Origin of the sequence: Oceanimonas baumannii, from assembly GCF_002245495.1 — a bacterium.
Lineage (GTDB): Bacteria > Pseudomonadota > Gammaproteobacteria > Enterobacterales > Aeromonadaceae > Oceanimonas > Oceanimonas baumannii.
Genome location: NZ_NQJF01000003.1, coordinates 159,650 through 181,349 on the forward strand (window position 1 = coordinate 159,650; position 21,700 = coordinate 181,349).

Sequence of the window (21,700 nt, forward strand, 5' to 3'; positions counted from 1 at the left end):
AACTGTTTGAGCCATATTCAAGGATGAAATCATGTCATCACCGGTTAAGCCTTCTTCTCCTCCGGTAAAGTTCTGGCGCGATCCGGCCAAGCGGGCCCTGCTGTTTCAGCTGGTGCTGCTGTGTGCTGTAGCTGCCTTTATCGGCTTTATTATCAACAATACCCTGAACAACCTCAGTACCCGGGGGATCACCACAGGGTTTGGCTTTCTCGACGATCCTGCCGGGTTTGCCATCGCCCAGTCGCTGATCCCCTATGCCGAGACCGATACCTATGGGCGCACCTTTGTGGTCGGGCTGCTTAATACCCTGCTGGTCTCGTTCCTTGGCATTATCGGTGCCACCTTGCTGGGGTTTGTGGTTGGCGTGGCAAGGCTCTCTCCCAACTGGCTGATTGCCCGCCTGGCGTCGGCCTATGTAGAGCTGTTTCGCAACCTCCCGCTGCTGCTGCAGATGTTTTTCTGGTATTTCGCGGTACTGCGTACCCTGCCCGGGCCTCGCGACAGCCTGAGCCTGAACGACAGTGCCTTTCTTAATGTGCGCGGCCTGTATTTACCCGAGCCCATCCCGGGTACCGGTTTTCACTGGATCTGGCTGGCTCTGCTGCTGGCGCTGACCCTGTCTTTCTGGCTAATCCGCTTTAATCATCGCCGGCAGGAGGCCACCGGCCGGCGAATGCCCGCCTGGTGGATCAGCACCGGCCTGATCGTGGCCCTGCCCTGCCTCACCTTTATTGGACTGGGCGCACCACTGGAATGGAGCTACCCCGAGCTGCGCGGTTTTAACTTTCGCGGCGGCATGACCATTATTCCCGAGTTTCTGGCTCTGTGGCTGTCACTCACCGTGTATACCGCCGCCTTTATCGCCGAAATTGTCCGCTCCGGCATTCAGGCCATTTCCCATGGTCAGACCGAAGCCGCTCATGCGCTTGGCATTAAAGACAGCCTGACCTTACGCCTGGTGATTATTCCCCAGGCCATGCGGGTGATCATTCCGCCGCTGACCAGCCAGTACCTGAACCTGACCAAAAACTCCTCACTGGCCACCGCCATCGGCTACCCGGATCTGGTATCCGTGTTTGCCGGCACCACCCTTAATCAGACCGGACAGGCCATAGAAGTCATTGCCATCACCATGCTGGTGTACCTCACGATCAGCCTGCTGGTGTCTTTCTTTATGAACTGGTTTAACAACCGTATGGCGCTGGTGGAGAGGTAACTATGTATAAAGACACCCTGACCCCGGAGCGCCCGGCACCGATCTCCCGCAAAGGACTGACAGGCTGGCTCAGAACCAACCTGTTTTCCGGTCCGCTCAATTCGGCCGTTAGCCTGCTCGGGTTATATGCACTCTATCTGGTACTGGTGCCGGTTATCGACTGGGCCATTATCAGCGCCGACTGGACCGGCAGCAGCCGTGATGACTGCACCAGTGACGGTGCCTGCTGGGTATTTATCGGTGCCCGACTGCAGCAGTTTGTTTATGGCTTTTACCCGAGTGATGAGCTCTGGCGCATTAACCTGACCTTTGCCCTTTTTGTGGCGCAATTGCTGTGGCTGGCGCTGCCCCGGCTGCCGGGCAAAATGTTACTGGCCCCCTTTATGGTCGTCGTGTTCCCGGTTGTTGCCTGGGTACTGCTTTATGGCGGCTGGTTCGGCCTGAGCGTGGTAGCGACCCATCACTGGGGAGGGCTGACCCTGACGCTGATTCTGGCTGTGGTGGGTATTACCGCCGCCCTGCCCATCGGGACCCTACTGGCTTTGGGCCGGCGCTCCCGCATGCCTATCGTGCGCAGCCTGTCGGTTGTGTTTATCGAGTTCTGGCGTGGCGTGCCGCTGATCACCGTGCTGTTTATGTCATCCGTCATGCTGCCGCTGTTTGTGCCCGAAGAACTGACCCTCGACAAACTGGTGCGGGCCATGATTGGCATTATTTTCTTTCAGTCGGCCTATATGGCAGAAGTGGTGCGTGGTGGCCTGCAGGCCATTCCCAAAGGTCAGTATGAAGCCGCCGAAGCCCTTGGCCTGAACTACTGGAAAATGATGTTGCTGATTGTACTGCCTCAGGCGCTGAAACTGATGATTCCGGGCATTGTTAATACCTTTATCGCCCTGTTCAAAGACACCAGTCTGGTCCTGATTATCGGATTGTTCGATCTGTTGGCCATTGTGCAATCCGGGCTGGCGGATCCCAATTGGCTGGGGTTTGCCACAGAAGGATATGTGTTTGCAGGCCTGGTATTCTGGATTTTCTGCTACGGCATGTCGAAATACAGCCAGTACCTGGAGCGCAAGCTGCACACCGGTCATAAAAAACGTTAGTGGAGTGAGTACATGGAAGCACAACAACAGGAACACATGGTCACCCTGCAAGGCGTGAACAAATGGTACGGAGAATTCCACGTACTACGGGATATTGACCTGACGGTGACCAAAGGCGAACGCATTGTGATCTGCGGGCCCTCAGGTTCGGGAAAATCCACCCTTATCCGCTGTATCAACCGGCTGGAAGAGCACCAGCAGGGCGATATTATTGTACGCGGTACCCCCCTGACCAATGACGTTAAAAATATCGAAACCATTCGCCGTGAAGTCGGCATGGTCTTTCAGCATTTTAACCTGTTTCCTCACCTGACGGTGCTGGAGAACTGTACCCTGGCCCAGATCTGGGTGCGCAAAACGCCCCGACGGGAAGCAGAAGAAATTGCCATGAAGCTGCTGGCCCGGGTAAAAATTGAAAGCCAGGCCAAAAAGTACCCGGGCCAGCTGTCCGGTGGTCAACAGCAGCGGGTGGCCATCGCCCGCAGTCTGTGCATGAACCCCGAAATCATGTTGTTTGATGAACCCACTTCAGCACTGGACCCGGAAATGATCAAAGAAGTACTGGACGTCATGATTGAGCTGGCCGAAGAAGGCATGACCATGATGTGTGTGACCCACGAAATGGGGTTTGCCCGCACAGTGGCCGACCGGGTTATCTTTATGGATGCCGGTCAGATCATTGAAGAAAACGACCCCGAGACCTTTTTTCACCACCCCCAATCAGAGCGGACCAAGCTGTTTCTCAGCCAGATCTTGGGCAACTGATGACCATCCCGGCTGCAGCATGACCGTTTGCAGCCGGGATCATTTACAGCAGAAAGTTTTACTTAATATTTTTCGCTGCCTGGCCGATAACAGAATTATCTCCCTCTCCTGGCGTTAAAATATGCAAAACCTCAAATTAAAGCACAAGATACTGCTGAGCTTTGTGGTAGCCATAGTGCTGACCGTGGCCACGATCAGCACTATGAGCTTTATCAACCTGAAAGATCAGCTTTATCGCAGCAGTGAACACTCCGTGGCCGCCATGGCCGAAAAGGAAGTCGCACAGGTGGCCGACTGGCTGACTATGCGTCAGGGACTGCTGACCGCGGCCAGCAAACAGCTGGGTGATGATCCGCATCCTGCCCTGCAGCTGGTTGAAGAAGCCGGTGACTTTCAGCTGAGCTATTTTGGCACCCGGAACGGCGTTATGTTCGATGCTCATCCCAGAGAGCGCATTGACTATGATCCCCGCACCCGTCCCTGGTATCAGCAGGCACAACAGGCAGGGCACGCCATTGTGACAGCCCCCTATAAAGGAGCCACCTTTGGCGGTACCGTAGTGACCCTGGCCGAGCCGGTCAGCCATGGTCCGTGGCAGGGGGTTATTGCCGCCGATGTGTCCATTGCCAGCCTTGTAGACAGCGTTAATGCCATCCGCCTGCCTGCCGAAGGCTATGCCATGATGCTGAGCCAGGACGGCACTCTGATCGCCCAGCGGGATGCCAACCTGGCACTGCAACCATCAACCCGACTGGATGAAGAGCTGACGGTAAGCAACCTGACCCGCTGGCAGCAAATTCCAACGCTGAACCCGGTAACCTTCAATGGCATCCACAAGCTGGTCTATGCTCAGGCCATTCCCGACAGTGACTGGCAGCTGCTGTTTGTACTGGATCAGGCCGCACTGGAAGCACCGTTAAGTGCCCAGTTGTGGCGTCAGCTGAGCATTTCAGCACTGGTGATCATTGCGGCTGTGATGCTTATCAGTCTGTTAATGCAGTACCTGCTCGGTCCGCTGCTCAAGGTATCCCAGGCATTGGCACAAATTGCCGATGGCAAGGGCGACCTGACTCAGCGTATTGAAGTGCACGGCAAAGACGAAGTTGGCCTGCTGGCAACCAGCTTTAACCGCTTTGTTTCCAGCCAGGCAGACTTGATCAAACAAATCCGTCAGCAGGCACATCATCTGGGTGACAATGCCGAACAGGCCTCGGTGCGGGCCAACCAGACCGTAACAGAACTGGGCCGGGCGCAGCAGGAAGTCACCATGGTCGCCACCGCCGTCACCGAAATGGCCTCGGCCACCCAGGAAATTGCCAATAACGCCGAACAGACCGCTACCGCTGCCCAGCAGTCCACCGCCAGCACCGAGCAAGGCAAGCAACTGGTACATAAAACCCGAGATTCCATTTTCACTCTGGCCAAGGAAATGGAGCAGGCAGCAGCGGTAATCACCCGCCTGGACCAACACGCTCACGACATTTCCAGTGTGTTGTCCACCATTCAGGGCGTAGCCGAACAGACCAACCTGCTGGCGCTGAATGCTGCCATCGAAGCCGCCCGGGCCGGTGAGCAAGGCAGAGGGTTCGCGGTGGTGGCCGATGAAGTGCGGGTACTCTCTCAGCGAACTCATGCCTCTACCGAGGAAATTCAGGGCACCATCGGTACCTTGCAGCAGGCCACCAGCGAAGCGGTGAAACTGATGCAGGCCAGCCGTAATATGGCTGAACTCAGTGCCGAAGACGCCGAAGCCGCCGCCCTGGCACTGGAAGAGATCACCGCCGCCGTAGGGCTGATTTCAGACATGGCCAGCCAGATTGCAACTGCCGCTGAAGAACAAAGCCAGGTGACTGGGGAAATTACCCAGAATACGACCGCGATCAAGGATGTTTCCGATGAACTGGCAAATGATGCCGAGCAGTCACTGCAGCAGTCCAAGGATCTGCACAAGCAGGCCGGTGAGCTCAACGGCCTGGTAAGTGCCTTTACCCTGTAGTCACGACAAAGGTGCCAGCCGCTCCACCAGCAGTTGCAGCTGGCACCGCCCTTTCCACTCATTCACATCCGGCTTATACACCAGCTGTACCTTTTGAATGGCGGCATTGGGCCAGATAGCCAGATCCACATTAAAGGCAATTGCATCGATCACGGTGCGGCCTTCATCGGGGCTGAGTACCAGCTTGAGATGCTTATCTCCTACCAGCCGCTGCTGAATAATACGAAACTCGCCATCGAACAAGGGCTCCGGAAAGGCCTGCCCCCAGGGGCCGGCAAAACGCAATTGTTCCGCCAGCTCCAGGGTCAATTCGGCAGGCATCAGCTCACCATCACTGAGTATCTCTCCGGTCAGCAGTTCAGGACTGACCCACTCATGCACCATCTGTTCAAAGGCTTGCTTGAACGGGATCAGTGCGTCTTTTGACAGTGACAAGCCGGCAGCCATGGCATGGCCGCCGAATTTGGCAATCAGATTGGGGTGACGGGTATTAATAGCATCCAGCAAATCCCTGAGATGCACGCCAGGAATAGAGCGGCCCGAGCCTTTCAGCTCATCCTCTCCAGCTTCGGCGAAAGCGATCACCGGCCGGTAATACTGCTCCTTGATACGTGAGGCCACCAGCCCGACCACCCCCTGATGCCAGTCATCCTGATGCAATACCAGCCCGGACGGCAACTCGCCGTCGCTGATGCGAACTTTGGCCAGGGTAGCCAGAGCCTCCTGCTGCATACTGCTCTCAATGGCCTTACGCTCACGGTTGAGCTCATCCATCTGTGCCGCCAGCCGGCGTGCCTCGTTGATATCCTCGCACAGCAGACAGGCTACCCCCATCGACATATCGTCCAGCCGGCCCACGGCATTGAGCCTCGGCCCCAGCGCGAACCCCAGATCCGACGCAACCAGCCGGGTCTGGTTGCGTCCGGATATATCAATTAATGCCTGGATCCCAGGGCGCAGCCGGCCCGCCCGCATGCGCTGCAGGCCCTGGTGAACCAGCACCCGGTTATTACCGTCCAGGGCCACCACATCGGCCACTGTACCCAGAGCCACCAGATCCAGATAATCCGCCATATTCGGCGGACGAATATGGTGCTGCTCAAACCAGCCCCGCTCACTAAGGGAAGAACGCAGCGCCAGCAGCAGATAAAAGGCAACGCCCACTCCGGCCAGGTTCTTGGAGGGAAACTCGCAGTGATGCTGATTTGGGTTCACAATGGCATCGGCTTCGGGGAGCTCGTCGCCGGGCAGGTGATGGTCGGTCACAATGACTTTCATGCCAGCCGCTCTGGCCGCTGCCACACCGCTGATGCTGGAAATACCATTATCCACGGTGATCAGCAGTTCGGCTCCCAACTTGACCGCCTCCTCCACCACCTGTGGGCTCAGGCCATAACCATAATCAAAGCGATTGGGCACCAGGTAATCCACCTGTTGTGCTCCCATCGCCCGCAAGCCATGGACCATCAGTGCCGAACTGGTGGCACCGTCGCAATCGAAGTCTCCCACAATCAGGATACGCTGCTGCTCGTCGAGTGCCTGCACCAGTAACAGCACGGCCTCGTTCATCCCTTTAAACACCGGTTTATGCAGTGCTCCCGCCTGCAAATTAAGCTGCTCGGCGCAGGTCAGCCCCCGGCTGGCATAAAGCCGTTGCAGTATGGGGGAGAGCTCGGCGGGCAGCTGATGAGCCACCGGCTCACGCCGGCGAATGGGCAAAGGAGAAGACGAAGACATGGAAAATACTGGCTGTTTAAACAGGCCGATAACACTAACCGGGCACAGCGAAATTTGCAACGCTCCGCCAAGGGTCGAGCGGTCTGAATTGTGAGCACGAGCGCCATGCGAAGCAGCAGCCCGGTTACGCTACGCCGACACGCAGCGAGTACCTCCCTGTATCGCTCGTCAAATGCCATCCTTGGCATTTGACGGTCGGCTACGGTAATCCCCACTGCTGCTTCGTGAAACTACGAGTTGCCTGTTAAATGCTGACAGTCAGCTCTGTGCCCGGCCAGGGAGGACAAAGGGTGTCTGCTTCGACGCGCCCGCTGCGCCATGGATGGCACAGCGGAGCCTACATGGAAGTATTCACGGCGAGCCGGAGAAGCAGTGCACTTTGGCCGACGACAGTGCACAGCAACGCAAACGGTAAGAAAATCACCCCCTGGGATGATGCTCCTCATGGAGGGCATTAAGGCGGTGGGTGGCCACATGGGTGTAGATCTGGGTGGTGGACAGGTCTGAGTGGCCCAGCAACATCTGTACCACCCGCAGATCGGCACCATGGTTAAGCAAGTGAGTCGCGAAGGCGTGGCGCAGTGTATGAGGCGACAGCTCCTGGCTAATGCCGGCGCGCAGGGCATAATGCTTGATACGGTGCCAAAAGGTCTGACGGGTCATCTGCCGGGCCCGGCGCGATGGAAACACCACATCCGAGGCCTGCTCTCCCAGCAGCGCCGCGCGGCCTTCTTTCAAAAAACGGCTCAGCCAGTACAGGGCCTCTTCACCCATCGGCACCAGCCGCTCTTTATTTCCCTTGCCGGTGACCCGCACCAGCCCCTGCCGCAGGCTCACGCTTTCCATCGACAGACTCACCAGTTCGGTCACCCGTAAACCGGTCGCATAGAGCAGCTCCAGCATGGCTTTGTCACGCAGCTCCAGCGGATCGCCGGCTTCCGGCGTATCCAGCAACGCCGTTACCTGCTGTTCACTGAGATCTTTCGGCAGACGCTTGGGCAGCTTGGGGCCGGCAATCAGCACGCTGGGATCGTCAGGGCGCAGCTGCTCACGCAGCAGGTACTGAAAAAAACGCCGTAACACACTCAGCATCCGCGCCGTACTGCTGGCCTTAAAGCCCAGATCGATACGGTGCGCCAGATATTGCTGCAGGGTCAGGCCATCCACCGCCAGCAGGCTGCCGCCTTCCCCGTCCAGCCAGGCGGCAAAGTGACTGAGATCACTGCGGTAAGATGCCAGGGTATTGTCAGAGAGCCCTTTCTCAAGCCAGAGCGCATCAATAAACTGCTCAACCAGCGGATGATTCATCGTAACTCCGTGCTCCGCCTGCCGGGCGGCTTCTGTTATGATGAGGCCATTCAACAAAGCGTGAACGGAGCCCCATGAATATCGGTTTGTTTTACGGCTCGACCACCTGCTACACCGAGATCGCAGCCGAAAAGATTCGTGAACAGCTCGGTGCAGAGCTGGTTGATCTGCATAATATCAGGGATGTGCCGCTGGCGCGTGCACAAGACTATCCCATTCTTATTTTTGGCATATCCACCTGGGATTTCGGCGAATTGCAGGAAGACTGGGAGTCACACTGGGACGATATCGACACCCTGGACCTGCAGGGTCATGTGGTGGCGCTGTTCGGCATGGGAGATCAGCTGGGCTACGGCGAATGGTTTCAGGATGCGCTGGGCATGCTGCACGACAGAGTGGTTGAACGCGGGGCAACCGTGGTCGGCTACTGGCCTACCGAAGGCTACGAGTTTGAGGCATCCAAAGCCACCACCGAAGATGGCAAGTACTTTGTGGGTCTGTCGCTGGACGAAGCCAACCAGTACGACGATACCGACGGACGCATTGAGGCCTGGGTAGCCCAGGTGCTCGACGAGGTCGCCGCCCTCTGAGTAGCAGGCTCGCTCAGTACAGCAGAAACAGAGCGAGCCAGGGCACCAGATTGAACAGAATGATCCCTGTTTTGTAGATGGCCATGGCAGCGTAGTGAATGATGTCGAAGCGCTCGCGTTCAAGCCGGAACCAGCGCCCGTGCAAACGTCGAATGGCATCTCCCGCCAGCACCAGAGCCAGGAACCAGATCAGCAGAATGCCGTAATTGAGCGCCAGGCAATACAGCAGCCACTCGCGGATTTGCTCTATGGTCATGAACTCGCCCTCCCCGGTTATACCTCTTTTCAGTGTATATAAAAAAAGCGGCCTGCTGGCCGCTTTTGCTTGTTCTTCCCGCGTCGTTCAGGCGGTCGCAGGGGCTGTCCGGGCACCAGCGATCAAGCCAACCAGGGCAGCAATGCCGGTGGGCAGAGCCCAGGCCATGCCCACACCAGACAGCGGCAGAAAGTTGAGCATACTCATATCCAGGCCGGCTGCCTGCATGCCATCCAGCAGGCCGAACACAAAGGCAACACCCATAATCAGCCGGAAGGCAAACACAGGGGCACGCATCAGTGGGCGCAGGAAAGTAGCCACTACCAGCGCAATCGCAACCGGATAGAGCGCCACCAGAATCGGAATCGACACACTAATCAGGGTATTCAAGCCCACATTGGCCACCAGCATACAGGCAGCGGCAATCAGCACTACCCAGGACTTGTAACTGCCCTTGCCAGTGAGGTTGTGAAAATAATCTGCACAGGAAGAGACCAGTCCCACCGCTGTGGTCAGACAAGCCAGAGTAACAATTGCCGACAAAATCAGCAGGCCCGGCTCACCAAACAACGACAGTACATAGGCGCTGATGATCTCACCACCATTGCTGGCTTCCATCACTACTCCCTGGCTGGTACCGCCCAGTACAAACAGCGAGATATATACAAATCCCAGGCCTGCAGCAGCAATCAGCGCGGCCACCATCAAATAACGGGACTGAGCGCGGGTCTCAGTCACTCCTTTCTTGCGCAGCACATCCAGGATCAGCATGGCAAACAACAAAGACGCAAAGGTATCCATGGTGTTGTAGCCTTCAATAAAACCTTTCACAAAAGGCTTGGCCATATAGGCCTCGGTTACCGCCGGCTGCGTCCCTTGAGGGTTTACAAACACCGCAATGGCCAGGGCGACCAGCAGGATCAGCAGTAACGGCGTCAGCAACTTGCCGACCGCCTCAAGCAAACGGCCCTGGCTCAGAGACAACAGTAAGGCCACACCAAAAAAGACCAGGGTATACAGGGTCAGAGCAGCCTGCCCCGGGTTCTCAAGAAAGGGTTTAACACCCATTTCATAAGCCACCAGTCCGGTACGGGGTGCCGCAAAGGCAGGGCCGATAATAATAAAAATGGCGCTGCCCATCAGGGTGATGATCACCGGTGGTAAAAAGCGTCCCATTACCGGCAGGCCGCCACCGGCCAACGCCGCGGCAACCAGCCCCGCCAGGGGCAGGCCCACAGCAGTAGTCAGGAAACCCAACATGGCACTGGTCATGTTTTCACCGGCCAGAAAACCTGCCAGAGGCGGGAAGATGATGTTTCCTGCTCCCAAAAAGAAGGCAAATGTCATGAACCCGAGGCCCATAACATCGAAAGTAGACAGTGACTTTTTCAAGACAAACCTCGTTGCGTCAACGCGCATAGCGAAAGTTTCGTTTGGAAACTAACTAATTGAACAAAACGATGCGCTGCCGTTTAAGGTTTGTAAAATACTAAAAACTGGCAGCGCCTGAGCTGAGCAGTAGCATAATGATGTGAAAACTATCTTCAATACAAAATTTACATCTTAAGGTAGAAGGGCGAGACCATACCTTTGTATATGTCGCCATAGTTACCATCAACAGTATTTATGACAATATTATCTTTAATTACGCAGTTTTTGATCCTGCTAAACCGCAATAAAAAACGAGTAGGCGTTTTTCCTTCTTTCGTGATCACTGACTGCTGCTCCTGCAGATACAGGGCATTTGAGTCTGCCAGTAATAACGCTTCGCTGTAGGCCTGCCAGGGCAACACCAGGCATAACTGCCCCTTTTCACTCAGCAAACGGCAACAATGCACGAATAACTCCTGCAGACTCAGACTGCCTCCATGACGGGCACTGGCCCGGGCAGCGCAGTCAAAACGCTGTCCGGGGGAGAAATAAGGCGGGTTGGAGACAATCAGATCAAAAGTGTCATCATCAAACTGCTGCAGAGCCCCCTGTGTTACCCCTATACGCTCACCCCAGGGAGAAGCCGCCACATTGTCTTCCGCCTGAGCGGCCGCCGCCGGATCCAGCTCCAGCCCGGTAATGTATGTTCCCTCACCGCTACGCTGGGCCAGCATCAGCGCCACCAGTCCGGTACCGGTGCCGACATCCAGCATGCGGCCCGTCTGAGGCACTGGAGCCCAGGCCCCGAGCAAAATCCCGTCGGTACCTACCTTCATGGCACAACGGTCGTGATTGACGTGAAATTGTTTAAATGTAAAACCCTGGCCGGCCATGGCGATCCCGAGAGTATTTTGATGGAAGTTCGCCTATAATAACCGGCCATTTTGGTTGACGGAATTGAACATGAGCAGTATGACCTTTGAGCAACTGGAGCTGGACCCCATTCTGGTTCGCGCTCTGGCCCGCATGGGCTATGCCAGACCCACCACCATTCAGAGCCAGGTCATACCCGAAGCCATGAACGGCCGGGACATTATGGCCTCGGCCCCCACCGGTACCGGAAAGACCGCTTCCTTTTTGCTGCCTGCCTGTCAGCACTTGCTCGACTTTCCCCGTCGTCAGGCTGGCCCGGCCCGGGTCCTGGTGCTCACTCCCACCCGCGAACTGGCCAAGCAGATTGCTGATGACGCCAAGGCCCTGCTGAAGGAAACCGAGCTGCGGGTTGAAACCATTACCGGTGGCGTGAATGCCGAAAAGCACCTGCCGGCGCTGACCAAAACCACCGATATTGTGGTCGCTACCCCCGGCCGTCTGCTGCAATATATCGACGAAGAATCGTTCGACAGCCGCGATATTGAAATGCTGATCCTGGACGAAGCTGATCGCATGCTCGACATGGGCTTTATTCAGGACGTGGACCGCATTGCCGCCGAAGCCCGCTGGCGTCGCCAGACCATGCTGTTTTCCGCCACCCTGGAAGGTCGCGGCCTGATGAAGTTTGCCGCCGATATCCTCAAGGAGCCGGTGGAGCTGTCCGCCGAGCCGCCCCGCAGTGAGCGCAAGAAAATCAATCAGTGGCTGCACCTGGCCGACGATCCCGAACACAAATTTGCCCTGTTATTGCATCTGCTGCGCCAGCCCGATGCCTCCCGCAGCATCGTGTTTGTGAAAACCCGTGACCGGCTGATGGAGCTGGCAAGCCGGCTGCAGCAGGAAGGGCTGGATAACGCCTGGCTGCGCGGTGAAATGGATCAGGACAAGCGTTTTGAAGCACTGCGCCGCTTCCGCAACGGCAAGGTCAACATTCTGGTGGCGACCGACGTCGCCGCCCGGGGCATTGACCTGCCCGAAGTCAGCCATGTGATTAACTTCGACATGCCCCGCACCGCCGATGTCTACGTGCACCGCATCGGCCGCACCGGCCGGGCCGGACGAAAAGGCATTGCCATCAGTCTGGTGGAAGCCCACGATATGCCCATGGTGGTCAAGGTTGAGCGCTATACCGAGCAGAAACTCAAGCGCCGGATCATTGACGAGCTGCGCCCCAAACACAAGGAAGCGGCGGTCACTGTGCGCAAGAAGAAGGATGCCGGGGGCAAGGGCAAGAAAACCACCCAGCCCAAAAAGAAATCCCGCCTGCGCGATAAAAAGGCCAAGGGCCAGCCCCGCTGGCTGAAAGACAAGCCAGGCCGTGAAGAGGCATAAAAAAACCGGCCTGCAGGCCGGTTAAAACAAAGAGAGTCAAAAAGGGAATTCGTAAAAGACAGTAGACACACCCTTATAGAGAGCGGCAATAACCGAAAGGTTCCCGCTCTTTTACTTTTTTTTCAGGCAGTTTGCTCTTCCCGCCGGAACACCAGCTCGGTGGCACTGGATTCTTCTTCCACAAAATAATAACCAGCAGTATCAAAGGCAGTCAGCTGGCTGACCTCGGTGAGCCGTTTTTCAATGATATAGCGGGCCATCATGCCTCGTGCCTTTTTTGCATAGAAGCTGATAATTTTGTACTGACCATTTTTACAGTCCTGGAATACCGGCGTCACTACCTGGCCTTCCAGCCGGGCCGGTTTTACCGCTTTGAAATACTCATTGGAAGCCAGATTAATCAGTACGTTATCTCCCTGCTCTGCCATCGCGTGGTTGAGGACATCGGTAATGATATTCCCCCAGAATGTGTACAGATCTTTACCGCGGGCGTTATCAAGCCGGGTGCCCATTTCCAGCCGGTAGGGCTGCATCAGATCCAGCGGGCGCAGCACGCCGTACAGACCTGACAACATACGCAGGTGCACTTGCGCGAAGGCAAAGTCCTCTTTGCTCAGCGTCTCTGCATCCAGACCGGTATAGACATCCCCTTTAAAGGCCAGCAGCGCCTGTTTGGCATTCCCGGGGGTGAACTCAGGCTGCCAGTCGGCAAAACGGGCGGCATTGAGGCCGGCCAGCTTGTCGCTGATCTTCATCAGTTTACCAATGTCTGCCGGCGTCAACTCCCGGGCCCGCTCAATCAGCTCGGCCGAATGCTGCAGCAGCTCAGGTTGCGTAAAATCGGCCACCACCGGCGGCGTGTCGTAGTCCAGGGTCTTGGCAGGGGACACCACTATCAGCATACAATCCTCAGGATTCAATGGTTACATTATCGAACAGGCCCGAGTCGAGCCCGCCGCCCTGCAACTTGATCATCAGCCGCAGGTCGTTGGGGGAATCGGCATAGGCCAGCGCTTCGCTGTAGCCTATATGCTGCCGGCTGTAGAGGTCAAACAACGCCTGATCAAAGGTTTGCATGCCAGCCTCATGAGACTTGCTCATGATTTCCTTAAGCCGGTGAATTTCCCCCTGACGCAGCACATCTGCAACCAGCGGGGTGTTGAGCAATATTTCAAAAACCGCCCGACGCTGAGCACCTTGCCGGGTGGGGACCAGTTGCTGAGCCACAATCGCTTTCAGGTTTAACGACAATTCAAACAACAACTGTCGGTGCTTGCTCTCTGGTACTAGGTGCATAATGCGGTCTATCGCCTGGTTGGCGTTGCTGGCATGCAGGGTCGCCATGCACAAATGACCGGTTTCGGCAAACGACAGCGCATATTCCATCACCTTTTCCGAACGGATTTCACCAATCAGGATGACATCCGGAGCCTGACGCAACGAATTTTTCAGCGCCGCATCGAACGACTCGGTGTCGATGCCCACCTCCCGCTGGGTAATAATTGACCGCTCATGCTGATGCACAAATTCCACCGGATCTTCAATGGTGAGAATATGGCCGGCGGCGTGACGATTACGGTGGCCGATCATGGCGGCCTGAGTGGTGGATTTGCCTGTCCCGGTGCCCCCTACAAACAACACCAGGCCACGCCGGGTCATCGCAACCTCGCGTAATACCTCCGGCAGGTGCAGCTCCTCAAAGGCTGGAATATGGCTCTCGATACGTCTGAGTACCATGCCTGCATTATCTTGCTGCCAGAACGCGCTGACCCGGAAGCGGCCGTGTTCATCATCATAAATAGCGAAGTTGGCTTCTTTATGCTGGTGCCAGCGCGTCCGGATATCACCGCTCATAGCAGACTCCACCAGCGCCAGCGCCTGCTCTTTGGTCAGCCGTTGCTCACCCAGCGGCATCAGTTTTCCCTGGGTTTTGATGGTGGGCGCAATACCCACAGAGATATACATATCCGAGGCCTTGTTCGCACACATATGGCCCAGTAGTGTGGTCAGCTTCATTGTCCCTCCGCTGCGAGCAACACTCAGATACCCTGGGGATCCACCGCCTTGATACGGGCTTCAGCAGGAGCCACCAGGCCGCTGGCCACCAGCCGCTTGAGAGACTGATCCATGGTCTGCATCCCATGCGCCATTCCGGTCTGGATCACCGAGTACATCTGGGCCACCTTGTCTTCCCGGATCAGGTTGCGAATGGCCGGCGTCCCCAGCATGACTTCATAAGCCGACACCCGGCCACCGTTGATTTTCTTCAGCAGGTGCTGGGAGATCACCGCCCGCAGCGACTCCGACAGCATGGAACGCACCATGTCTTTTTCGGCACCGGGAAACACATCAATGATACGGTCAATGGTCTTGGCTGCTGACGAGGTATGCAAAGTACCAAACACCAGATGGCCGGTTTCCGCAGCCGTCAGGGCCAGCCGGATGGTTTCAAGATCCCGCAGCTCCCCCACCAGAATAATGTCGGGATCTTCCCGCAGAGCCGAGCGAAGGGCATTGCTGAAAGAATGCGTATCCCGATGTACTTCCCGCTGGCTCACCAGGCACTTGTTATTGTCGTGCACAAATTCGATGGGGTCCTCAATGGTCAGAATGTGTTTATTAAAATTATTGTTAATATGATTGACCATGGCCGTCAGGGTGGTGGATTTCCCTGAACCGGTGGGACCGGTCACCAGCACCAGGCCACGGGAGTATCCGGCAATCTGCTCAAACACGTCTGGCCCGCCCAGCTGCTCCAGGGTCCACATTTCATTGGGAATCACCCGAAAGACCGCCGCGGTTCCCCGGGCCTGGTGATAAGCATTGACCCGAAAGCGCGCCAGCCCCGGCAGCTCAACAGAAAAATCGACTTCAAAATTCTCTTCCAGCTCTTTGCGCTGTTGATCATTCATTATGTCGTACACCAGCCGGTGTACTTCCCGCTGATCCAGCGCGGGTAAATTAATTTTGCGAATATCGCCGTCTACCCGCAACAACGGCTGAACACCGGAAGAGAGATGCAGATCCGAGGCATTATGCTTTACACTGAAGGCCAGTAACTCCGTAATATCCATATAATTCCCCGTCGCCTGAGTTTTGAATTATTAATATGAGTACTATTGCACAGCATTTACAAAATGTTCACATCCGCATCGACAATGCCGCCGGCAAAGCCGGCCGGGCCTCCCGGGATATCGCCCTGCTGGCAGTCAGTAAAACCAGGCCGGCCAAAGACGTAGAAGCCGCCTGGGTCGCCGGCCAGCACAGCTTTGGCGAAAACTATGTCCAGGAAGCAGTAGATAAAATTATCGCCCTCAAAACATCCTGCCCCGATATTGTCTGGCACCTTATCGGGCCGCTGCAGTCCAACAAAACCCGACTGGTGGCTGAGCATTTCGACTGGGTGCAGACCGTGGACCGTCTGAAGATTGCTCAGCGCCTCAATGATCAGCGCTCACCCCATATGCGCCCGCTTAATATCTGCCTTCAGGTCAATGTCAGCGGTGAAGCCAGCAAGTCCGGAATATCCCCTTCTGAGGCCGAAACCCTGGCCAATGATGTCGTCCGGTTACCCAACCTGTGCCTGCGCGGTCTGATGGCCATTCCGGAGGCAACCGACAATTCCGAAGCCTTACGGGCACAATTACTAGAGTTGCAGCATCTCTTTGATAGAATGCAAAAAAAACATCCTCAAATGGACACACTGTCCATGGGGATGAGCAACGATCTGGAACTGGCAGTGGCCTGTGGCTCTACCCTGGTACGGGTGGGCACAGCCATTTTTGGCTCCCGCAACCCTTGAGTGATCATTGATGGAACACAGAAAACTCGCTTTTATCGGCGCAGGTAACATGTCCCGCAGCCTCATCTCCGGGCTGATCCGCTCTGGCTACCCGGCCAACAATATTATTGCCGCCAACCCGTCCCGGCCCAAGCTGGATGCCCTGGTGGCAGACTTTGGCATTACTGCCACACAAAATAATCTGGAGGCCGTCACTCAGGCCGAAGTCATTGTGCTGGCAGTGAAACCCCAGATGATGGCCTCCATGCTGGAGGAGCTGCTGAACGCAGGCGCAGAGCTTGACGGCAAGCTGCTGATATCCATTGCAGCCGGTATCAGTCTCAACCGGCTGGAAGCAATGACCGGTGGCCATAAGCGGATTATCCGCACCATGCCCAATACCCCCTCTTTGCTGGGGCTGGGCATGACCGGTCTTTACGCTCATGCCCATATTACCCGGGCCGATCGGGATTACTGCCAGAGCATGATGGAAGCCGCAGGCAAGGCGCTGTGGGTAGCAGAAGAAGATGGCATTAACCAGGTGATTGCTACTGCCGGCAGTGCACCGGCCTATTTTTTCCTGTTTATGGAAGCCATGGCCAAACAGGCGGAACAAAGTGGCTTTTCTGCCGAAGAGGCCCGCCTGCTGGTGCAGCAAACCGCACTGGGAGCGGCCAATATGGTGGCAGCCAACCCGCAGCTTTCCATTTCACAGCTGCGTGAACAGGTGACGTCCAAAGGCGGCACTACCGCCGAAGCCATTCGCAGCTTTAACGACAACGGACTTGAGCGCCTGGTTGCAGACGCCATGACCGCCGCCGTAAACCGGGCCCGGGAACTGGAAAGCCAGCTTTAAGGACACACCATGAACACTGCTTATTATCTGATCAATACTGTTTTCGATCTTTACCTGATGGTGGTGCTGCTGCGTATCTGGCTGCAGCTGGTACGGGCCGATTTTTATAACCCTTTCAGTCAGTTTGTGGTTAAAGCCACCAACCCGCCGCTCAAACCCCTACGGCGGGTGATCCCCGGCTTTTTTGGTATCGACATGGCGGCGGTATTGCTGGCCCTGGTGGTCGCCACGGTCAAGTTTTTCCTGTTGAAGCTGATTAATGTCTTTGTCGCCGACTGGAGTATCCTGCTGCTGGTCGGTGTGATCACCGTGCTTAAAAAGGCCGGCGTCATGCTGTTCTGGATTCTGATTATCCGAGCCTTGTTAAGCTGGGTGAGCCAGGGCCGCAGCCAGATTGAATATGTTATGTATCAGCTGACCGAGCCCCTGCTGGCCCCGCTGCGTCGCATTATTCCGCCCATGGGCGGGCTTGATCTGAGTATTCTGATTGCCTTTATTGGTCTGCAGGCACTGAACTGGCTGATGGGAGATTTGTTCGGCGCGCTGTGGTGGCAGCTGTGACCGGAGCGGTCCGCCTTGAACAACAACGGCTTTATCTAAGCCTTTATTTGCAACCCAGGGCAAGCCGGGATGCTTTTCTCGGCCTGCATGGTGATGAGCTCAAAGTTGCCATTACCGCCCCCCCGGTAGACGGCAAAGCCAATGCCCACCTGCTGAAATGGCTGGCCAAGCAATGCGGCGTGGCCAGATCCGGGGTGGCGCTGGTGGCGGGCGACAACAGCCGCCATAAACGTATTGTGATTGAACAGCCGGGCCAAATTCCGCCGGCACTGGCGGAACTCCTCGGCAAGGCATCCTAAACTAATTATTGAGAGCGACTGGTAAAGGAATCGTTATGTTTAAATCAATTATCACCGCACTGGCCATGATGTTCGCGTTTCAGGCCTCGGCCGAGGAAACCCGCATCGGGGACTGGACGGTACACTACAGTGCCTTCCCTTCCACCTTTATTTCCCCTGAGGTGGCGCAAAGCAACAACCTGGAACGCAGCCGCTATAACGGCTTACTGAATATTGCCGTGCTTGATGCCGATGGCAAATCGGTGCAGGTTGCCTTGCGGGGACAAGGCAAAAACCTGCTGGGCAACGTGCGTCAGCTGGAGTTTCAGACCATCCGGGAAGGAGAGTCCATTTATTACATTGCCCAGTACCCCTACCGCAATGAAGACAATGTGTTGTTTACCATCGATATCAGCAGCCCCACCCAGGGAGGCGAGCTGAGTTTTCGCCATACTTTCTACACCGAATAAGTTTAAAGCCGTGACCCAAAAAATTGTTCTGGCCTCCGGTAACGCCAAAAAAGTTGCCGAACTGCAAAGCCTGCTCGGCGGACTGGGCATGAGCGTGGTGCCGCAAACCGAGCTGGGTGTGTCCGACGCCGATGAAACCGGTACCACCTTTGTGGAAAATGCCATTATTAAGGCCCGCCATGCTGCGCAGGTGACCGGCCTGCCGGCCATTGCCGACGACTCCGGCCTGGCCGTTGATGCCCTTGGTGGCCGTCCCGGCGTATACTCTGCCCGCTTTGCAGGCCCGGATGCCAGCGACAGGCAGAACCTGGAATTACTGCTGGAGCAGATGCAGGACGTCCACGCCGATGCCCGCCAGGCTACCTTCTGGTGCGTGCTGGTGTATATGCGCCATGCCGATGATCCCACCCCGCTTATCTGCACCGGTCGCTGGCAAGGCGAGATAACTACAGTACCCCAGGGAGAACATGGCTTTGGCTACGATCCGGTGTTCCGGGTGCCGGAAGCCGGCAAAACGGCAGCCGAACTGACCCCGGCAGAAAAAAACCGCCACAGTCACAGAGCCAGCGCCCTGCACCAGCTGCAGCAACTGCTGCAAGAAGCCCATCAATGCTGACACTGCCACCGCTGAGTCTCTATATACACATTCCCTGGTGTGTGCAGAAGTGCCCTTATTGCGACTTTAACTCTCATGCCCTGAAAGAGGGCATTCCCGAGCAGGAATATGTTGATGCCCTGCTGCAGGATATGGATGCCGATGTACACTTTGCCCAAGGACGCAAGCTGCACAGTATCTTTATCGGCGGTGGTACTCCCAGCCTGCTGAGCCCTGAAGCCATCGGCCGGCTGCTGGTCGGGGTGCGGGAGCGCCTGCCCTTTGAAGACGACATTGAAATCACCCTGGAGGCTAATCCGGGCACAGTGGAAGCCGGCCGTTTCGGCGGCTTTCGCCAGGCCGGCGTCAACCGTATCTCCATTGGCGTACAAAGCTTTCAGGCCGACAAGCTTAAACGCCTGGGCCGTATTCACGACCCCGATCAGGCCCGTTTTGCCGCAACAGAAGCCGCCAGTGTGGGGCTGAACAGTTTCAACATTGATCTGATGCACGGCCTGCCCGGACAAAGCCTTGCTGATGCCCTGTATGATCTGGAGCAGGCACTGGCGCTGGCACCGCCGCATCTGTCCTGGTACCAGCTCACCATCGAGCCCAATACGCCCTTTGCCTCGCGCCCGCCGTCACTGCCGGAAGACGATACCCTGGCAGACATTTATGAGCGTGGTCACCAGTTGCTGCTGTCCCGGGGCTATAAACAGTATGAAGTTTCCGCCTACGCCAAACCGGGCTTTGAAGCCAGGCACAATCTCAACTACTGGCGTTTTGGCGATTACCTCGGCATTGGCTGCGGTGCTCACGGCAAGATGACGCTGCCGCTGCAGGGACGTATATTGCGCACCGTCAAGGTCAAACACCCCCGCGGATACCTGGATCCGGAGCGACCTTACCTGGATCGGCACTGGCACATAGAAACGCAGGATCTGTCGCTGGAATATTTTATGAACCGGCTCAGACTGTTCGAGCCCATTCCCAAGGCCGACTTCACCGCCCTCACCGGCCAGCCTCTGGAACAGCTGCAAGCCCCACTTGCCGAGGCCCTGCGCCTGGAGCTGCTGCAGGACACAGGTGCTCACTGGCAGGTTACCGCTCTGGGACGACGCTTTCTTAACCGTTTGCTCGATTTGTTTCTTGAGGAGTGAAGCAGGTACACTTGCTGCATGATTGCCGCTAACCAAAGGCCAGGCAGGTTATGTCATCACTGGTTTATGAATTCCCTCTAAATGAAAAGTGCCGTAACTATCTGCGGCTGAATGAACTGCTGCAACAAATAGCCCAGTGCCGGGGACTCCAGGCCCCCGGCCAGGCCACGGCGTTATTCAAGGCCCTGCTCGATGCCCTTGAGTTGCTGGAACGTTGCGATGTGCGTACCGATCTGGCCAAAGATCTGGATCAGCATAACCACAAGCTGGAAGCCTGGTCACAGGTGCCCGGCGTTGATGCCGCCGCCCTGCAACAATTTTCCCGGAAGCTGACCTCCATCAGCCAGCAGTTACCCCGCAGTGCCCGTTTGGGTCAGACGTTGCGCGAAGACAAGTTGCTCTCTTCGGTACGCAGCCGCTTTGCCATTCCCGGCGGCCTCTGCTCCTTTGATGTGCCTCAGCTGCATCACTGGCTGAATCAGCCTGCCGAACGCCAGCAGCAGGATCTGGATAACTGGGTAAGCCAGCTCAGCCTGCTACAGGAGGGCCTGGATCTGCAGCTGACCCTGTGGCGGGAAAGCTGCCAGTTTGTCCCTCAGAAAGCCAATGCCGGTTTTTTTCAGGATAGTGCCGAGCAAACTGATATGATCCGGCTGCGCCTGCCAGCCGAGCTGCCGGTATATCCGGTAGTCAGCGGCAACAAATACCGTTTTACCATTCGTTTTATGCCGGTAGGCAACACCGAAACCGGCAATATCGACTTCGAACTGGCGAATATCAAATGAGCAAGATCACCACAGTCCCCTGCCCCACCTGCGGCTCTGCCGTGGAGTGGGGGGAACACAGCCCCTTTCGTCCCTTTTGCAGCAAACGTTGTCAGCTGATTGATCTGGGAGAATGGGCAGATGAAGAAAAACGCATTCCCGGCGAGCCCGCCTGGCTGCCCGAACAGGACGGCGAAAATGAGTACTGACACAAAGAAAGCGGTGCTGGTCGCGGTCGGCGTGATTGAAAACGCCGCCGGCGACATTTTTGTCTGCCGTCGTGGCGAAAGCCAGCATCAGGCGTTCAAATGGGAATTTCCCGGCGGCAAGGTGGAAGATGGTGAAACCGTGCCCCAGGCACTGGCCCGGGAACTGGAAGAGGAAATCGGCATTCAGGTGAGCGACTGCGCGCCCTTTATGCGTATAGAGCATGACTACGGTGACAAGCAGGTCACCCTCGACATTCGCAAGGTCACCGCCTTCACCGGCGAGCCCCACGGCCGCGAAGGTCAGCCCAGCCGCTGGGTGCCGGTAAGCGAGCTGTCCGGCTACGACTTTCCTGCCGCCAACAGCCCGATAGTGGCAAAACTGCAGGGTGAATGACGGCGCTTACATCACAGCGCACAGG

The 21,700-nt window shown here is 56.5% G+C and carries 24 protein-coding genes; 16 read left to right on the forward strand and 8 right to left on the reverse strand.

Annotated features, from left to right (window positions below; translation table 11 throughout):
• Window positions 1–31 precede the first annotated feature (31 nt).
• The 4 genes from B6S09_RS04610 (at window position 32) to B6S09_RS04625 (ending at window position 5,080) form a co-directional block, all read left to right on the forward strand.
• The gene (locus B6S09_RS04610; protein WP_094277329.1) at window positions 32–1,216 is read left to right on the forward strand and encodes an amino acid ABC transporter permease; all 1,185 of its coding nucleotides are present in this window, start codon (window positions 32–34) and stop codon (window positions 1,214–1,216) included.
• 2 nt (window positions 1,217–1,218) lie between these two features.
• Entirely contained in the window at window positions 1,219–2,319 is a 1,101-nt protein-coding gene (locus tag B6S09_RS04615; protein WP_094277330.1) for an amino acid ABC transporter permease, read from the forward strand.
• A 12-nt stretch (window positions 2,320–2,331) separates the two neighbouring features.
• Window positions 2,332–3,084: an amino acid ABC transporter ATP-binding protein gene (locus tag B6S09_RS04620; protein WP_439331556.1), complete on the forward strand. Its 753-nt coding sequence runs from the start codon at window positions 2,332–2,334 to the stop codon at window positions 3,082–3,084.
• A 121-nt stretch (window positions 3,085–3,205) separates the two neighbouring features.
• A complete protein-coding gene (locus B6S09_RS04625) occupies window positions 3,206–5,080 on the forward strand; it encodes a methyl-accepting chemotaxis protein (protein WP_094277331.1) in 1,875 nt (624 codons plus the stop codon).
• Here B6S09_RS04625 and recJ read toward each other — a convergent pair whose 3' ends face one another.
• Complete coding sequence (gene recJ, locus B6S09_RS04630) at window positions 5,081–6,817, reverse strand: single-stranded-DNA-specific exonuclease RecJ (RefSeq protein ID WP_094277472.1); 1,737 nt, start codon at window positions 6,815–6,817, stop codon at window positions 5,081–5,083.
• A 420-nt stretch (window positions 6,818–7,237) separates the two neighbouring features.
• The gene (xerD, locus tag B6S09_RS04635; RefSeq protein WP_094277332.1) at window positions 7,238–8,125 is read right to left on the reverse strand and encodes a site-specific tyrosine recombinase XerD; all 888 of its coding nucleotides are present in this window, start codon (window positions 8,123–8,125) and stop codon (window positions 7,238–7,240) included.
• 74 nt (window positions 8,126–8,199) lie between these two features.
• On the opposite strand from xerD, the gene fldB reads away from it, so the two are divergent.
• Window positions 8,200–8,715, forward strand: coding sequence for a flavodoxin FldB (gene fldB / locus B6S09_RS04640; protein ID WP_094277333.1), 516 nt, complete (start codon window positions 8,200–8,202; stop codon window positions 8,713–8,715).
• A 13-nt stretch (window positions 8,716–8,728) separates the two neighbouring features.
• Here the strand turns inward: fldB and B6S09_RS04645 are convergent, their stop codons facing one another.
• From B6S09_RS04645 to B6S09_RS04655, 3 genes are all read right to left on the reverse strand, one after another.
• The gene (locus tag B6S09_RS04645) at window positions 8,729–8,971 is read right to left on the reverse strand and encodes a DUF6868 family protein (RefSeq protein ID WP_094277334.1); all 243 of its coding nucleotides are present in this window, start codon (window positions 8,969–8,971) and stop codon (window positions 8,729–8,731) included.
• Between the two features lie 87 nt (window positions 8,972–9,058).
• A complete protein-coding gene (gene brnQ / locus B6S09_RS04650) occupies window positions 9,059–10,363 on the reverse strand; it encodes a branched-chain amino acid transport system II carrier protein (protein WP_094277335.1) in 1,305 nt (434 codons plus the stop codon).
• Between the two features lie 164 nt (window positions 10,364–10,527).
• Window positions 10,528–11,235, reverse strand: a complete 708-nt coding sequence (locus B6S09_RS04655) for a tRNA1(Val) (adenine(37)-N6)-methyltransferase (RefSeq protein ID WP_094277336.1) — start codon at window positions 11,233–11,235, stop codon at window positions 10,528–10,530.
• A 70-nt stretch (window positions 11,236–11,305) separates the two neighbouring features.
• Between B6S09_RS04655 and srmB the strand changes: the two genes are divergently transcribed.
• Window positions 11,306–12,607 carry an ATP-dependent RNA helicase SrmB gene (gene srmB / locus B6S09_RS04660; RefSeq protein ID WP_094277337.1) on the forward strand — a complete coding sequence of 434 codons (1,302 nt, stop codon included), beginning with the start codon at window positions 11,306–11,308 and terminating at the stop codon, window positions 12,605–12,607.
• 122 nt (window positions 12,608–12,729) lie between these two features.
• On the opposite strand, the gene yaaA is transcribed toward srmB, so the two are convergent.
• Genes yaaA through B6S09_RS04675 form a run of 3 tightly spaced genes read right to left on the reverse strand, consistent with a single transcriptional unit; the run spans window position 12,730 to window position 15,681 of the window.
• Complete coding sequence (gene yaaA, locus B6S09_RS04665) at window positions 12,730–13,509, reverse strand: peroxide stress protein YaaA (RefSeq protein WP_094277338.1); 780 nt, start codon at window positions 13,507–13,509, stop codon at window positions 12,730–12,732.
• A 7-nt stretch (window positions 13,510–13,516) separates the two neighbouring features.
• The gene (locus B6S09_RS04670; RefSeq protein ID WP_094277339.1) at window positions 13,517–14,623 is read right to left on the reverse strand and encodes a PilT/PilU family type 4a pilus ATPase; all 1,107 of its coding nucleotides are present in this window, start codon (window positions 14,621–14,623) and stop codon (window positions 13,517–13,519) included.
• Between the two features lie 23 nt (window positions 14,624–14,646).
• Window positions 14,647–15,681 (reverse strand): type IV pilus twitching motility protein PilT, encoded by a 1,035-nt coding sequence (locus B6S09_RS04675; protein ID WP_094277340.1) that lies wholly within the window; start codon window positions 15,679–15,681, stop codon window positions 14,647–14,649.
• 35 nt (window positions 15,682–15,716) lie between these two features.
• Between B6S09_RS04675 and B6S09_RS04680 the strand changes: the two genes are divergently transcribed.
• From B6S09_RS04680 to mutT, 10 genes are read left to right on the forward strand one after another with little or no spacing between them, the layout of a single operon-like run.
• Window positions 15,717–16,409, forward strand: coding sequence for a YggS family pyridoxal phosphate-dependent enzyme (locus tag B6S09_RS04680; protein WP_094277341.1), 693 nt, complete (start codon window positions 15,717–15,719; stop codon window positions 16,407–16,409).
• Between the two features lie 10 nt (window positions 16,410–16,419).
• Window positions 16,420–17,244: a pyrroline-5-carboxylate reductase gene (gene proC, locus B6S09_RS04685; RefSeq protein ID WP_094277342.1), complete on the forward strand. Its 825-nt coding sequence runs from the start codon at window positions 16,420–16,422 to the stop codon at window positions 17,242–17,244.
• 9 nt (window positions 17,245–17,253) lie between these two features.
• Window positions 17,254–17,805, forward strand: coding sequence for a YggT family protein (locus B6S09_RS04690; RefSeq protein WP_094277343.1), 552 nt, complete (start codon window positions 17,254–17,256; stop codon window positions 17,803–17,805).
• A complete protein-coding gene (locus B6S09_RS04695) occupies window positions 17,793–18,104 on the forward strand; it encodes a DUF167 family protein (protein WP_208321672.1) in 312 nt (103 codons plus the stop codon). Before B6S09_RS04690 ends, B6S09_RS04695 begins: the two co-directional genes overlap by 13 nt.
• Before the next feature lie 35 nt (window positions 18,105–18,139).
• A complete protein-coding gene (locus tag B6S09_RS04700; RefSeq protein WP_094277344.1) occupies window positions 18,140–18,553 on the forward strand; it encodes a DUF4426 domain-containing protein in 414 nt (137 codons plus the stop codon).
• 10 nt (window positions 18,554–18,563) lie between these two features.
• Window positions 18,564–19,169, forward strand: coding sequence for an RdgB/HAM1 family non-canonical purine NTP pyrophosphatase (gene rdgB / locus B6S09_RS04705; protein ID WP_094277345.1), 606 nt, complete (start codon window positions 18,564–18,566; stop codon window positions 19,167–19,169).
• Complete coding sequence (gene hemW / locus B6S09_RS04710) at window positions 19,163–20,308, forward strand: radical SAM family heme chaperone HemW (RefSeq protein WP_094277346.1); 1,146 nt, start codon at window positions 19,163–19,165, stop codon at window positions 20,306–20,308. The genes rdgB and hemW overlap by 7 nt, the downstream gene beginning before the upstream one ends.
• A gap of 50 nt (window positions 20,309–20,358) precedes the next feature.
• Complete coding sequence (gene zapD / locus B6S09_RS04715) at window positions 20,359–21,093, forward strand: cell division protein ZapD (protein WP_094277347.1); 735 nt, start codon at window positions 20,359–20,361, stop codon at window positions 21,091–21,093.
• The gene (gene yacG / locus B6S09_RS04720; RefSeq protein ID WP_094277348.1) at window positions 21,090–21,281 is read left to right on the forward strand and encodes a DNA gyrase inhibitor YacG; all 192 of its coding nucleotides are present in this window, start codon (window positions 21,090–21,092) and stop codon (window positions 21,279–21,281) included. Before zapD ends, yacG begins: the two co-directional genes overlap by 4 nt.
• Window positions 21,271–21,675 (forward strand): 8-oxo-dGTP diphosphatase MutT, encoded by a 405-nt coding sequence (mutT, locus tag B6S09_RS04725; RefSeq protein WP_094277349.1) that lies wholly within the window; start codon window positions 21,271–21,273, stop codon window positions 21,673–21,675. Before yacG ends, mutT begins: the two co-directional genes overlap by 11 nt.
• The last annotated feature ends 25 nt before the right edge of the window (window positions 21,676–21,700 follow it).